This is a genomic window from Pantoea sp. Ap-870, from assembly GCF_011752515.1.
Lineage (GTDB): Bacteria > Pseudomonadota > Gammaproteobacteria > Enterobacterales > Enterobacteriaceae > Pantoea > Pantoea dispersa.
Window position 1 is genome coordinate 149363 of sequence record NZ_VWXG01000003.1, and the last position, 14904, is coordinate 164266.

Annotated in this window: 7 protein-coding genes; 1 reads left to right on the top strand and 6 read right to left on the bottom strand. The window is 61.5% G+C overall.

Going from position 1 to position 14904, the window contains the following annotated elements; all coding sequences use genetic code 11:
- Nucleotides 1-16: 16 nt before the first annotated feature.
- From F3J41_RS09915 to F3J41_RS09940, 6 genes are all read right to left on the bottom strand, one after another.
- A complete protein-coding gene (locus tag F3J41_RS09915; RefSeq protein ID WP_371221686.1) occupies nt 17-1408 on the bottom strand; it encodes an efflux transporter outer membrane subunit in 1392 nt (463 codons plus the stop codon).
- A 12-nt stretch (nt 1409-1420) separates the two neighbouring features.
- On the bottom strand, nt 1421-4522 hold the full coding sequence (locus F3J41_RS09920; protein WP_166710943.1) for an efflux RND transporter permease subunit: 3102 nt from the start codon (nt 4520-4522) through the stop codon (nt 1421-1423).
- Nucleotides 4519-7668, bottom strand: a complete 3150-nt coding sequence (locus F3J41_RS09925; RefSeq protein WP_166710945.1) for a multidrug efflux RND transporter permease subunit — start codon at nt 7666-7668, stop codon at nt 4519-4521. The genes F3J41_RS09920 and F3J41_RS09925 overlap by 4 nt, the downstream gene beginning before the upstream one ends.
- Nucleotides 7665-8870 carry an MdtA/MuxA family multidrug efflux RND transporter periplasmic adaptor subunit gene (locus tag F3J41_RS09930; protein WP_166710947.1) on the bottom strand — a complete coding sequence of 402 codons (1206 nt, stop codon included), beginning with the start codon at nt 8868-8870 and terminating at the stop codon, nt 7665-7667. The genes F3J41_RS09925 and F3J41_RS09930 overlap by 4 nt, the downstream gene beginning before the upstream one ends.
- 443 nt (nt 8871-9313) lie before the next feature.
- On the bottom strand, nt 9314-11044 hold the full coding sequence (locus F3J41_RS09935) for a penicillin-binding transpeptidase domain-containing protein (protein WP_166710949.1): 1731 nt from the start codon (nt 11042-11044) through the stop codon (nt 9314-9316).
- 311 nt (nt 11045-11355) lie between these two features.
- Nucleotides 11356-13629: a molybdopterin-dependent oxidoreductase gene (locus F3J41_RS09940; protein WP_166710951.1), complete on the bottom strand. Its 2274-nt coding sequence runs from the start codon at nt 13627-13629 to the stop codon at nt 11356-11358.
- Nucleotides 13630-13825: 196 nt separating this feature from the next.
- On the opposite strand from F3J41_RS09940, the gene galR reads away from it, so the two are divergent.
- Nucleotides 13826-14827, top strand: coding sequence for an HTH-type transcriptional regulator GalR (gene galR, locus F3J41_RS09945; protein WP_031279486.1), 1002 nt, complete (start codon nt 13826-13828; stop codon nt 14825-14827).
- Nucleotides 14828-14904 lie beyond the last annotated feature (77 nt).

Here is a 14904-nt window from a genome sequence, read left to right on the forward strand (position 1 = left end):
ATTTATCGTGATGAATTCAGGGTGATTCGCCCTGCCAGCCGCCGCCCAGCGCGGCGATCAGCGCCACGCTGCTCACCCACTGGCTGCTCTGCAACGACAGCAGGCTCTGCTGCTCGCTCAGGCTGCTGTTTTCCGTGGTAGCGACATCAAGGTAATCAATCATGCCGGCGTCATACTGGTTGCGCGTTACGCGTGCTGACGCCTGTGCTGCCACGGCGGCGCGCTGCTGCGCGGCGATTTCCCCCTGCAGGGTATTCAGTTCCACCAGGTTATCTTCCACTTCTCCCAGCGCGCTCAGCACCGTCTGGCGATAGGTGGCCACGCTGGCATCATAGGCGGCACGCGCCTGCGCCACTTTCGCCGAGGTCGCGCCAAAATCGAGCAGCGTACCGCTGAGCTCCGGCCCCAGCGACCAGGCGCGATTCGGCAGCGACAATAAACTGTGGATCGCCGAGGCGGTCACGCCACCGCTGGCGCTGAGCGTCAGGTCGGGATAATAACCGGCTATCGCCACCCCGACCGCCGCGTTGGCGGCCGCCACGTTACGTTCGGCATAGGCGATGTCCGGACGGCGCTGCAGCAGCGCCGAAGGCAGGCTCTGCGGAATGGACGGCAGCGTGGCATCCAGCTTCGCCACCGGCAAGGTAAAGTCGGCTGGCGCACGCCCCAGCAGCAGCGCCACCGCGTGCTCCAGTTGCGCGCGCTGCCACTGATAATCCTGCGCCGAAGCGCGGGCGCTCTCCAGCTGCATCTGTGCCTGCGCCAGGGTGGCGCGGGATTCGCTACCGGCGCGGTACTTGTTGTTAATCACGCTGAGATAGCGCTGATAAGCTTCAATGCTGCGCTGATAGAGCGCGATCTTTTCGTCGATGATGCGCAGCTGAAAATAGTCCTGCGCCAGCTCTGACTGGGCGCTCAGCGTGACATTAGCCAGTTCCGCCTGGCTGGCCTGCGCGCTGGCCTTATCCTCTTCCTGGGTGCGGCGCAGTTTGCCCCACAGATCCAGCTCCCAGCTGGCATTCAGCGTAGCGCTGTGGCTGTTGCTGACGCTGCGCTGACCGCTGGTGCTGGCACGGCTGCCGCTGCGCGTGCTGCTGACATCGTAGTCGAGTGAGGGAAACAGCGCCGCGCGCGACTGCGCGCTCAGCGCCTGGGCTTCGCGATACTGCGCCGCATAACTGGCGACGTTCTGGTTAGAGATGCTCACCTGGCGCAGCAGGCTGGACAAGGTGGCATCGTGATACACCGTCCACCACTCCCCTTTGCGACTGGCGTCCTGCGGCGTGGCCTGCGTCCAGCCTTTGGCCTCTTTATAGTGCGTCGGCAGCGCCATCGCCGGACGCTGATAATCGGGGCCAACGCTACAGCCAGCAACCAGTAGCGCCGCCGTCAGCGCGCCAATGTTCATCATTTTCATCAATCAGGATTCCACATGACGCACGCGCCGCCACTGACGCTGGGTGGCGCGGCTGAGACGATCCAGCCAGAGATAGACCACTGGCGTGGTAAACAGGGTCAGCAGCTGGCTCAGGGCCAGACCGCCGGCAATCGCAATCCCCAGCGGACTGCGTAAATCAGCGTCGCCACCGCTGCCCAGCGCCAGCGGCAGAGCGCCGAAGAAGGCGGCCAGCGTGGTCATCATGATCGGCCGAAAGCGCATCAGGCACGCCTGCGTAATCGCCTGCTGCGGCGACAGCCCCTGGCTGCGCTCGGCGTGCAGGGCAAAATCGATCATCATGATGGCGTTTTTCTTGACGATACCGATCAGCAAAATGATGCCGATCAGCGCAATCACCGTCAGTTGCGTATTGGTCAGCAACAACAGCAGCAGCGCCCCGACGCCTGCCGACGGCAGCGTGGAGAGAATGGTCAGCGGGTGAATGTAACTCTCATACAGCACGCCCAGGACGATATACACCGCCGCCAGCGCCGCAATAATCAGCCACGGCATGGTGGCGGTGAGCTGAGAGAACGCCGCGGCGGTGCCGGCAAAGCCCGCCTGAATGCTGGAGGGCAACCCCAGCTGTGCCATCGCTTGCTTAATCAGCGTCTGCGCCTGCTCCAGCGACACGCCGTCGTTGAGGTTGAAGGCGATGGTGCTGGTCGCTGACTGGCCCTGATGCGCAACCGACAGCGGCGCGTTGCCGCCGCTGAAGCGGGCAAAGGCCGCCAGCGGCACGCGATCGCCGCTGTCGTTAATCACATACAGTTGTTGCAACATGGCCGGATCGCGCGTGTCGCTGTCCTGCAGGGCCATCACCACATGGTACTGATTGAGCGTGTGATAGAGCGTGGCAATCTGTCGCTGGCTAAAGGCATTGTTCAGCAGCGTGTCCAGCATCTGCACGTTAACGCCCAGCCGCGTGGCGCGGTCGCGATCGATGTTGATCACCACCTCCTGTCCGCCAGTTTGCGCATCGGAGTCCACGCTGTTGAGTTGCGGTATCGCGGCCAGCGCCGCCTGGACTTTCGGCGTCCAGCGGCGCAGCAGGTCGAGATCGTCAGCCTGCAGGCTGTACTGATAAGTGGCGTTGGCGCTGCGCCCGCCGATGTGCAGATCCTGCGCGGCCATCAGGAACAGCTGCGCCCCGGCAATATGGCGGGTTTTCAGGCTCAGCCGGTTAGCCACTTCGGTGGCGCTGGCGCTGCGCTGGTCAAAATCTTTCAGCCGGACAAAAAAGTTGGCGCTATTGCGCGAGCCAAACATGCCGCTGCCCATTGACGACATTACGCTGTCTACCGCCGGATCGGCCTCAATGATTTTGGTGAACGCCAGCATCTTTGGCTTCATCGCCTGGAAGGAGATGTTCTGGTCAGCGCGCAGGGCGCCCATCAGCAGGCCGGTGTCCTGATTGGGGAAAAAGCCCTTTTGCACCACGCTAAACAGAAACAGATTGAGCAGCACGGTGAGCAGCAAACTCAGCAGGGTGATCTTCTGGTGCGCCATCACCCACGCCAGGCCACGCGCGTAGGCGGCCAGCAGCGCGTTGAGCGCATTTTCGATCAGCTGATAGAGCGGATGCGGCCGCCGGGTGACCTGCGGCTTCGGCCGCAGCAGCCGGGCGCACAGCATCGGGGTCAGGCTGAGCGAGACAAACATGGAGATCAGCAGCGAGACCGTCAGCGTCACCGCAAATTCCCGGAACAGGCGGCCAACAATACTGCCCATTAGCAGAATCGGGATAAACACCGCCACCAGCGACACCGTCATCGACAGCACCGTAAAGCTCACCTCATGGGCACCGCGCAGGGCGGCACGCAGCGGACTCAGACCGGCTTCGATGTGCCGGGTGATATTTTCCAGCACCACGATGGCGTCATCAACAACAAAGCCCGTGGCGATGATCAGCGCCATCAGCGACAGGTTATCGAGACTGTAGCCGAGCAGATACATCACCGCGCAGGTGCCGATCAGCGACACCGGCAGCGCCAGCGCCGGAATCACCACCGCCTGCAGATTACGCAGGAAGACAAATACCACGGCAATCACCAGCAGCATCGCCACCAGCAGCGTCTCTTCGGTGTCATACAGGGAGGCGCGCACCGTTGGCGAACGGTCTACCACCACTTTGAGCTGGGTATCGGCAGGCAGATCTTTCTCCAGCTGTGGCAGCTGCGCTTTGATGGCGTCAATGGTGTCGAGCATGTTAGCGCCGGCCTGACGCTTGATGGCGATCATCACCGACGGCTGTGAATTGAGAAAGCCGGCCTGATACTGATCCTCCACCGAGTCATACACCGTGGCGACGTCATGCAGTCGCACCGCCTTACCCGCGTGGTAGCTGACTATCAGGTCGCGGTACTGTGCCGCTTTGTCCAGCTGGCCGTTACCGTCCACCATCCAGGACTGGCTGCTGCCCTGCAGCATGCCTTTCGGCAGATTGGTGGTGCTGCTGGATACGGCGCTGCGCACCGTATCCAGCGCTATGCCATAGTGCGTCAGCTGTTGCGGCTGCAGATCGATGCGGACCGCCGGCAGCGCGCTGCCCATCAGCGACACCTCGCCTACGCCCCTGACCTGCCCCATCGCCTGTTCAATTTTGCTTTCGGCGAGGTCATACAGTTCACCCGGCGTGCGCGTGGCGGAGGTAAGCGCCAGCATCACAATCGGCGCGTCCGAGGGATTCGCTTTGCGATAGGTCGGCAGCGACTCCATAGCACTCGGTAACAGGCTGCGCGCCGCGTTTATCGCCGCCTGTACGTCGCGCGCCGCGCCATTGATATCGCGGTCAAGTTCAAACTGCAGTATCACGCTGGTCGAGCCCTGCGAGCTGGTCGACGTCATCTCCGTCACACCGGCAATCTGGCCGAGCGAACGCTCCAGCGGCGTCGCCACCGTGGCCGCCATGGTTTCCGGGCTGGCACCGGCCAGGCTGGCGCTGACCATGATGGTAGGAAAATCCACCTGCGGCAGCGGCGCGACGGGCAGCAGCCGGTAGCCCAGCGCCCCGAGCAGCAGGATCGCCAGCGTCAGCAGCAGCGTGGCAACCGGGCGAAAGATAAACAGCCGGGTGATGTTCATGGCTCGCCCCGCGCCTGCTGCTGCCGGCGCTGCACGTAGCGCTTACCGCGCTGCGCCAGCCCATCAAACCACAGATAGATCACCGGGGTGGAGAACAGCGTCAGCACCTGGCTCACCAGCAGGCCACCAACAATCACCAGCCCGAGCGGCTGACGCAGTTCAGCACCGGAGCCGGAGGCCAGCATCAGCGGCAGCGCCCCGAGCAGCGCCGCCATGGTGGTCATCAGAATCGGCCGGAAGCGCAGCAGGCAGGCCTGATGGATCGCTTCGCGCGGCGTCATATGCTGCTTATGCTGCGCCTCCAGCGCGAAGTCGATCATCATAATGGCGTTCTTTTTAACGATGCCAATCAGCAGAATGACGCCAATCAGCGCGATCAGGCTGAATTCGCTGCCCGCCAGCATCAGCGTCAGCAGCGCCCCGACCGCCGCCGACGGCAGCGTGGAGAGAATGGTCACCGGATGGATAAAGCTCTCATACAGAATGCCCAGCACCACGTACATGGTGATCAGCGCCGCCAGAATCAGCCACAGCGTGTTGCCGGTGGCGCTCTGAAACGCCGCGGTTTCACCCTGATAGCGCAGCGTTATGCTGGCGGGCAGTTTAAGCTGCTGCGTGACCTGCGCAATCGCCCGCTGCCCCTCCTCCAGCGAATAACCGGGGTTAAGATTGAACGACACCATCACCGCCGGGAACTGATTCAGGCGCATGTGCATCAGCGCTCCGGTCCGCGCATGCACGCTGGCGATGGCGGTGAGTTTCACCATGCCGCTGGTGGTGGTCTCACTGTCGCTGTCGCTGCTGGTTGATGCACTGCTGCTCACCGGCAGATAAACGTCATCAAATGACGCCGGCGACTGCTGATACTGCGGCGCCACTTCCAGCACCACGCGATACTGGTTCGCCTGGGTAAAAATGGTGGAAACCAGCCGCTGACCAAAGCTGTTGTACAACGCGGTATCGACGTCAGCTGCCGTGATGCCGTAGCGCGCCGCTTTATCGCGGTTCAGCTCCACATAGGCCACGCGCCCCTGATCCTGCAGGTTGCTGACCACGCCATTAAACTCCGGGCGCTGCTGCAGCGCAGCTATCAGCTGCGGCGTCCAGCGCACCAGGTTTTCGCTGTCGGCATCATCAAGGGTGAACTGGTACTGGCTCGGCGTCACCTGATCGTTGACCGTCAGGTCCTGTGCTGGCTGCAGATAAAGCTGAATGCCGGCGACCTGGCGCGCCGCCTGCTGTAGCTGCGCAATCACCTCATCGGCTTTGACGTCGCGCTGGTCAAACGCTTTCAGGTTGATCTGCAGGCGCCCGCTATTGAGGCTGGTGTTATTGCCGTCGATACCAATGGTTGAGGACACACTCTCGACCGCCGGATTTTGCAGGATCACCGTTGCCAGCGCCTGCTGACGCTGCGCCATCGCCGTGAAGGAGACATCCTGCGACGCCACGGTCACCCCCTGAATCAGCCCGGTATCCTGGGTGGGAAAGAACCCTTTCGGGATGGCCAGATACAGCAGCGCGGTGAGTGCAAAGGTTGCCAGCGCCACCAGCAGCGTCAGCTTCTGATGGTTGAGCACTACGCTGAGCAGGCGGTCATAGCCGCGTACCAGTTTGTCAAACAGCTCGCCGCCTTTGCGCGCAAAGCGTGACTGTTGCGACTCCGGAATATGCCTTAACAGCCAGGCACACAGCATCGGCGTCAGCGTCAGCGACACCACCATCGACACCAGAATCGAGACGGCCAGGGTGATGGCGAATTCGCGGAACAGCCGTCCAACCACATCACCCATAAACAGCAGCGGAATCAGGACCGCAATCAGGGAAAACGTGAGGGAAATGATGGTGAAGCCAATCTGCTGCGAGCCTTTCAGCGCGGCCTGCATCGGCGTTTCGCCCTGCTCCAGCCGGCGCGAAATGTTCTCCACCACCACAATCGCGTCATCAATGACAAACCCGGTGGCGATGGTCAGCGCCATCAGCGACAGGTTGTTGAGGCTGAAATCGGCGAGATACATCACGCCAAAGGTGCCAATCAGCGACAGCGGTACTGCCACGCTGGGAATCAGCGTCGCCGCCACGTTGCGCAGAAACAGGAAGGTCACCATCACCACCAGTGCGATCGACAGCATCAGTTCAAACTGCACGTCGCTGATCGAGGCGCGGATGGTCTGCGTGCGATCGGCAAGCACACGCATTTTCACGCCATCCGGCAGCGCCGCCTGCAGTACGGGCAGCTGCTTTTTAATGCTATCCACCACCTGAATGACGTTGGCGCCGGGCTGGCGCTGCACGCTGATGACAATCGCCGGACGGTTATTGGCCCACGCCGACTGAAAGCGATTCTCCGGCCCCTGTTCGATATGGGCGATATCTTTCAGCCGCAGCGCCGCACCGTTCTGCCAGGTGAGAATCAGATTGCCGTATTCGGCTGCGGTGCGCAGCTGGTCGTTGGCGTCGATGGTCACCGAGTGATATTTGCCGTCGAAGCCGCCTTTCGAACCGTTGACATTGCTGTTGGCGATCAGCGTATTGACGTCTTCCAGCGACAGCTTGTGCGCCGCCAGCGCTTTTGGATCCATCTGCACGCGAATCGCCGGCTGATTGCCGCCCGCCAGGGTCACCATCCCCACACCGTTGATTTGCGACAGCTTCAGCGCCACGCGGGTGTTCACCAGATCCTGCACCTCAGTCAGCGGCAGCGTGTCGGAACTGGCGGCCAGCGTGATCACTGCACTGTCGGCCGGATTGACCTTTTTATACGTCGGCGGATTGGGCAGATCGTCCGGTAACAGATTATTCGCTGCGTTGATTGCCGCCTGGACTTCCTGTTCGGCGACGTCAAGCGACAGATCGAGGCTGAACTTCAGGGTGATAATCGATGATCCGCCTGAGCTGGCAGACGTCATCTGGCTGAGGCCGGCCATCTGACCGAGCTGACGCTCCAGCGGCGAGGTCACGGATGAGGCCATCACGTCCGGGCTGGCGCCAGGATAAAGGGTGGTAACCTGAATGGTCGGATAATCCACCTGCGGCAGCGCCGAGGTGGAGAGAAAGCGATAAGCGAACAGGCCGGCGATCAGCACGCCGATCATCAGCAGAATCGTCGCCACCGGGCGCAGGATAAACAGACGAGACGGATTCATGGCTGGGTACTTTTGCTGTCGTCAGCCAGCTGGACTTTGCTGCCGTTAGTCAGACGATCGATCCCCTCGGTCACCAGACGATCGCCTGGCGCCACGCCCTGCAGGATCGCCTGACGATCTTCCCCCAGTGCCGGTCCGGTGGTGACCGCTTTGCGCGTCACGCTATTGTCTTTGTTGATAATAAACACAAAGCTCCCGTCGCTGCTCAGCTGCAGCGCCTGCGCCGGAATCACCGTCGCGTTTTTCAGCGTGCCGGTTTGCAGACGCAGATTAACGAACTGGTTGGCAAACAGCGCTTCGTCCTGGTTAGGAAAGCTGGCTTTCAGTTCGATGGTGCCGGTGCTGGTATCGATCTGATTGCTGATGTACTTCACCTCACCCTGCGCCAGTACGCTGCTGTTGTCCTGATCGAAGGCCGTCGCGGGCAGGCTCTGGCCGTTGCGCAGGGCGCGCGTCAGCTGCGCGATGTAACTTTGCGGCACGCTGAACGTCACGGCGGCAGGCTGCATTTGCGTCACCACCACAATGCCGGTGGTGTCGCTGGTCTGCACCATATTGCCCGGATCGACCAGCCGCAGGCCTACGCGGCCGCTGATCGGCGAGGTGATGCGGGCATACTCAATATCCAGTTTTGCGCTGGCGATTTGCGCCTGATCCGCCGCCACCGCGCCCTGATACTGGCCGACGGTAGCAATCTGGCTATCCAGATCCTGGCGCGACAGCGAGTCCTGCGCCGCCAGCTTTTTGTAGCGTGCCAGCGTCAGTTGCGCACTGTGCAGTAGCGCCTGGTTCTGGCTGAGATCGCCCTGATACTGCGCCAGCGTCGCCTGATAACTGCGCGGATCGATCTGCGCCAGCAGCTGACCGGCGCTGACTTTCTGCCCTTCAGTAAAGAACACCTGCTGCAACTGCCCGGCCACGCGGCTGGTGACGGTGACGCTGGCGTTGGGGATCACCGTGCCGAGCGCATTCAGGTACACCGGTACGTCGGCCGTCGCGGCAACGCCGCTGTGCACCAGCGTTGCCGGGCCGCTCATCGGTGCCGCGCCGCGATGACCGCCTGGCGGCAGGTCGCCGGGTGCTGCGCCCCGCTTGCCGCCTGCCACACGCCAGATCACGCCTGCCGCGATCAGCAGCACCAGCAACACAAGCAGCCATTTCAGCCAGCGGGAGAAACCAGAACGGGGAGCATGGATAGTCATCAGCGTCTTCAGATCAGCAAAAGTGTGGGTAAAAACCCCGGTAAGCAGGGGATTATTTCAGCGAAAATCATCACGACGCGCATTATCGGCGGATCGCCAGAACGTTTTCTATACGCAAACCGTAAGCGTTTTGTTAAGAGATGCAGGATTTAAACCGCGCCCGGCAGCGGCCGGTGATGGCGCGCGCAGGCGCTATAAACGGGAGAGGAGGACAACTTACAGGCAAAAAAAACCCACGCATCCGCGTGGGTCGGTGCAACCGAACAGGGTGAATACCACAAGGGTATCGCTGCCACAGCAGCCGATCTTCACACCAATCAATACCTCTGGGACCTTTATCGTCGCGCAATGGCGGCGCGGATAACAGCCGCAAATCGCAACGGAGTTCGGCGAAATGCAACGAGGTGTGAAAAGCTCGACTGCGCGTTTACATCCTGATTTCGTTAAGATTTATCTGATGCCGATTTACTGTAAATCGCGTCTGGTGCCACGTTCATGTGTTTCAGCACCGGCCCCATGATGTTGCCAAATACCGGCGCGGCCACCGAGCCGCCAAAGTGATCGCCGGCGGTAGGATGGTTAATCATCACCACCAGCGCCACTTCCGGATGGCTGGCCGGCGCGATGCCGGCGGTGTAGTTGACATAGCCGCCGTCATATTTGCCGCTGCTGCCCATCTTCTCCGCGGTACCGGTTTTGGTCGCCAGCCGGTAGCCCGGAACCGCTGCTTTCACCCCGGTACCGCCCGGCAGCACGTCACTCTCCAGCATGTGCACCACGGTTTGCACGATCTGCGGATCCGCCACCTGCCTGCCCAGCACCGGTGGCGTCACTTTGGTGATCGACAGCGGGCGATAGACGCCATACGAACCGAGTGTGGCGTATTCACGCGCAATCTGCAGCGGCGTTACGCGCAGACCGTAACCGAACGAAAAGGTGGCGCGCTCGATGTCCGCCCAGCGCTGGCGATGCAGCGGGAAGTAGCCCACGCTCTCACCGGTCAGCCCCAGCCCGGTCGGCTTGCCGAGACCAAACGCCTGATAGGTGTTCACCAGCGCTTCCGCCGGCATTGCCAGCGCGATGTGCGACACGCCGATGTCGCTGGATTTCTGCAAAATGCCGGTCATGGTCAGGCGTGGCCAGTGGCCAACATCGCGAATCAGGTGGCCGTTGACGCTGTAGGGCGTGGTGTCGATCACCGAATCGGGGCGCACCAGATGACGCTGCAGCCCTTCCATCACCACCAGCGGTTTCACCGTCGAACCGGGCTCGTAGCTGTCGTTGATGGCGGTATTGCGCATTTGCGCCGGCGTGGCGTTGTCATAATTGTTGGGGTTGAACGAAGGATAAGACGCCATAGCGAGGATCTCGCCGGTGTCGATCTTCACCAGCACCGCCGCGCCCGAATCGGCCTTGTTGAGCAGCACGCCGTCGCGCAGCTTGCTGTACAGCGTAAACTGGTCAAACTTATCGATGCTGAGCTGCACCGTCGGCGGCTGCTTCGGCGGCTCGTAATCGATCATCGCAATAATGTTGCCGTCCCCGTCCTGGCGATACACCTCTTTACCCGGCTCGCCCTGCAGTACCCGGTCAAAGCCCTTCTCCAGCCCGTTAAGCCCGTTATTGTCCGCCCCGACGATGCCAATCAGCGGCGCCGCGGCTTCACTCATCGGATAAAAACGGCTGTCGTCATACACCGAACTGATGCCTTTCAGATGCAGCTCAGCAATATCTTTGGCAATGCCCAGCTCGATTTTGCGCCCGAGATAGAGGAAGCGCTTTTTCGGATTGGCGGTGATCTGCGCGCGCAACTCGTCCGGTCGCAAATTCAGCGCCGCCGCCAGATAGCTCCATTTGGCGCTGGTGAAATCGGGATTGGCCTCCAGCACGCGCAGCGGATCGGCGATGATATCGCGTGATGGCACGCTGAGCGCCAGCGCCTGGCCGTCGCGGTCGAGCAGCGTGCCACGGTTGGTCGGCAGCGTCACGGTCCGCAGCGAGCGCTGGTCGGCCTCGTGCTCCAGCATCGGATGATTGATCAGCTGCAGATCGCCGACGCGCGCCAGCAGCAGGCCCATGCAGCCTAATACGCCCAGACAAATCAGACGAAAACGAAACGGGTTAAACGGGGCTTTAATCTGGTCTTTTCCCAGAAATTTTTTAATCGGGGGCATGGCGATCCGCTGCGATAAAAGATGAATCCAAAGGGGTTAGCTGCAGTTATAAAGAAAGGTAAAGCGAGTTGACAGGAAAACAATGTATCAGTTCGTTTATGCCCGATTGAGGTCACCGCAACGGGACGCATCACACCGGCAGATCGCAGGCAAAAAAAACCTGCGCATCTGCGCAGGTCGGTGTAATCAAGAAAACTGTTGATGTTCACCCATCAATACCTCTGGGACCCTGACTGTAGCAAGTTGCTCAGCGCAGAAACTATCACTCAAACGCAACAGTTACCGGCAAAATGTAACCAGCGGTGAGATTGTTAGCCGATTGTGCAACTGGCGTGTTTTTTGATTTCCACCAGGCAGCTCATGGCGTTTGGTCCCTGAGTTAACGACGAGGTCCCGATGTCGAGCGTCAGCACGTTAGGGTTGCCGGCGCGGTCCCACGGCTGCCACGCTTTGCCAAAACCGGGATCGAACCAGGCACCGGTGGCGATGATCACCACGCCGGGCGTCAGGCCGTCCGTCAGGCGGACACCAGCCAGCATACGGCCACGCGCGTTGCTCACTTCAATCTCATCGCCGTCGCTGATACCGCGCGCGGCGGCGTCGTCAACGTGCATATACAGCGTTTCGTGACCGGCAGTTTTGCCGGCCTGCACCGTGGCGGTGGCATCCAGCTGGCTGTGCAGGCGATCCGCAGGCTGCACCGAAATCATGTGCAGCGGGAACTGCGCGCTGAGCGCTGCGCCAAGCCACTCCTGCGGCGCGCGCCACTCCGGATGCCCGGCGAAATCCGCCAGCTGGTAATCGGCGATGGTCTGGCAAAACAGCTCAATTTTGCCGCTGGCGGTGTGAATCGGATGCGCCTGCGGATCGGCGCGGAAATCATCCATAAACACGTACGGCTTGCCGCCCTGCGGAATCTCAACAAAACCGCGCTGCCAGAATGCCTCGAACTCCGGGAACGCGATGTCCAGCTGCGCATGCGCCTGCGCGCACTGCTGGTAAAGATGCTCAATCCACTGCATCTCGTTGCGTCCTTCGGTAAAGCGCTCGCGGTAGCCAAGGCGATCGGCCAAGTCAGCAAAGATATCAAAGTCGTTGCGCGCCTGATGCTGCGGTTTAATCGCCTGGTGCATCGCCAGCACGAAGCGGTCACGCGAGGAGCCGCCAATGTCGTTGCGCTCCAGCGTGGTGGTGGCCGGCAGCACGATGTCCGCCATCTGCGCCGCGGGCGTCCAGACGATATCCTGCACGATGACCGTATCCGGGCGCTGCCAGCCCTCGACCAGCCGGTTGAGCTGCTGGTGATGGTGGAACGGATTGCCGCCTGCCCAGTGCACCAGATGAATGTCGGGATAGTGCAGCGTCTCGCCCTGAAACGCATACGGCTGGCCGGGATTGAGCAGCATGTCGCTGATGCGCGCCACCGGGATCGACAGATTCGCCGGATTCGGGCCGGTGCTCATCAGCGGCGCCGGGCCTTCCTGGCGCGGATTGCCGACGCTGTTCATTGAGCCATGACCAAAAGAGAAGCCGCCGCCCGGCAGTCCCGGCTGGCCCAGCATCGACGAGAGCGCAATCATCATCCAGTACGGCTGCTCGCCGCGATGGGCGCGCTGCACCGCATAAGCACAGGTGATGAAGCTGCGTTTGCCCGCCAGCTGCTGCGCCAGCAGCGCGATACGCGCCGCCGGGATGCCGGTTATCGCACTGGCCCACGCGGGCGTTTTTGCCACGCCGTCGCTTTCGCCCAGCAGATAGGCACGCAGCTGCGGCCAGCCGGTGCAGTGGCTGGCGAGGAAAGCCTCATCGATCGCGTTGCGGCGGGTAATTTCATAGCCGAGCGCCAGCATCAGCGCCACGTCAGTGTTCGGGCGAATCGGAATCCACTCGGCGTTAACGAATGCCGGGCAGTCATCGCGCATCGGGCTGATGTTAATGATCGGCGTGCCTTTGGCGCTCAGCTGCTGCAGCGCCGGTTTCAGGCTGTGCTCGCCGGCGCCGCCGGAGGCCACCTGCGCATTTTTCAGCGCCAGGCCGCCAAAGGCGACGAAAATTTCTGCATGCTCCACCACCTGCGGCCAGTCGGTGACGCGGCCGGTGAGCGGCATATAAGTGCCAATCACGTACGGCAGAAAGAACTGTGCCGCGCCCCAGCTGTAGTTACCCTGCTGATCAACACCACCGCCGCCCTGGAAATAGAAGCGACGAATCAGGGTGCGCGCGTGGTTAACGCGACCGGCTGATGACCAGCCGTACGAACCGTTGAAAATGCCGGAAGCGCCGTAGCGGTCGCGCACCCGGCGGTTCTCTTCCGCCACCAGATCGAGCGCGGTGTCCCAGTCCACGGCGACAAAATCTTCCCGGCCGCGCAGCGTGCGATCGCTGTTTTCACGCGACTTCAGCCACGAACGGCGCACCATCGGCTGACGGATGCGTTTATCCGAGTACACCAGTTCAGGGATAGTGTGGATCATCGGGGAAGGATCGGCATCGGCGAAGAAAGGTTCGCAGGCAATCAGGCGCTGATTTTCGGTGACGGCGGTAAACGCGCCCCAGTGCGCAAGGTGCGGCACACGAGTTTTCATGGTTATGGGTCCGGCAGGCAGGTGTGATTCAGGCTGGCAGCATAGCACGGTGCCGTTACCGGACTAAAGCCTCGCCGTGAGCGTCTGATTTTCCGCACTTTTGCGACAGCGCTGACATTCTGGCGGGTTGCGGCTGCCGGGCTTTTCCGTAACACTGAGAGCATGTGTAAACGTTTTCCCGGATGTCGACCATTGCATGGCTACTATTAAGGATGTTGCCCGCATGGCGGGGGTGTCGGTCGCGACCGTGTCCCGCGTCATCAATAATTCGCCCAAAGCCAGCGAGAGTTCGCGCCTCGCCGTTACCCAGGCCATGGAACAGCTGCAGTATCACCCGAACGCCAATGCCCGCGCGCTGGCGCAGCAATCCACCGAAACGCTCGGGCTGGTGGTAGGCGATGTGTCAGACCCGTTTTTTGGCGCGATGGTGAAAGCGGTCGATGAAGTCGCCGGGCAAACCGGCAACTTTCTGCTGATTGGTAACGGTTACCATAATGAGCAGAAAGAGCGTCAGGCGATTGAACAGCTGATGCGCCATCGCTGTGCTGCGCTGGTGGTGCACGCCAAGAAAATTCCCGATGACGATTTAGAGCTGCTGATGAAGCAGGTGCCAGGCATGGTGCTGCTGAACCGGCTGCTGCAGGGGTTTGAGTCACGCTGCATTGCGCTGGATGACCGCTACGGCGCCTGGCTGGCCACGCGCCACCTGATTCAGCAGGGTCATACGCAGATCGCCTTTATCTGCTCGACGCACACCATTTCTGACGCCGAAGATCGGCTGCAGGGCTACTACGATGCGCTGAAGGAGCACGGTCTGCCGTGCAACGACCGGCTGGTGGCGTGGGGAGAACCGGATGAGGTCGGTGGCGAGCAGGCAATGACGGAACTGCTCGGACGCGGCAAGCAGGTGAGCGCGGTGGCGTGCTACAACGATTCGATGGCCGCCGGTGCGCTTGCGGTGCTGAGCGACAACGGCATTCGCGTGCCGGAAGAGATGTCGCTGATTGGCTTTGATGATGTGCTGGTGTCGCGCTACGTGCGTCCGCGCCTGACCACGGTGCGCTATCCGATTGTGACCATGGCGCAGCAGGCCGCGCAGCTGGCGCTGGCGCTGGCCAACGGCACCGCGCTGCCGGAGGTGACCAATATGTTTAGCCCGACGCTGGTCAGGCGGCATTCGGTGGGTGGACCGGGTTAAACGGGTGCGGGCTTTCCCTCACCCTAACCCTCTCCCTGAGGGAGAGGGAACGTTCCAGAGCGCGGTCAGCCCTGACG

Excerpts from the sequence above, each read along its gene's own strand:
- F3J41_RS09915 (WP_371221686.1), bottom strand. The coding sequence starts at position 1,408 with ATGAACATTGGCGCGCTGACGGCGGCGCTACTGGTTGCTGGCTGTAGC.
- F3J41_RS09920 (WP_166710943.1), bottom strand. The coding sequence starts at position 4,522 with ATGAACATCACCCGGCTGTTTATCTTTCGCCCGGTTGCCACGCTGCTG.
- F3J41_RS09925 (WP_166710945.1), bottom strand. The coding sequence starts at position 7,668 with ATGAATCCGTCTCGTCTGTTTATCCTGCGCCCGGTGGCGACGATTCTG.
- F3J41_RS09930 (WP_166710947.1), bottom strand. The coding sequence starts at position 8,870 with ATGACTATCCATGCTCCCCGTTCTGGTTTCTCCCGCTGGCTGAAATGG.
- F3J41_RS09935 (WP_166710949.1), bottom strand. The coding sequence starts at position 11,044 with ATGCCCCCGATTAAAAAATTTCTGGGAAAAGACCAGATTAAAGCCCCG.
- F3J41_RS09940 (WP_166710951.1), bottom strand. The coding sequence starts at position 13,629 with ATGAAAACTCGTGTGCCGCACCTTGCGCACTGGGGCGCGTTTACCGCC.
- galR (WP_031279486.1), top strand. The coding sequence starts at position 13,826 with ATGGCTACTATTAAGGATGTTGCCCGCATGGCGGGGGTGTCGGTCGCG.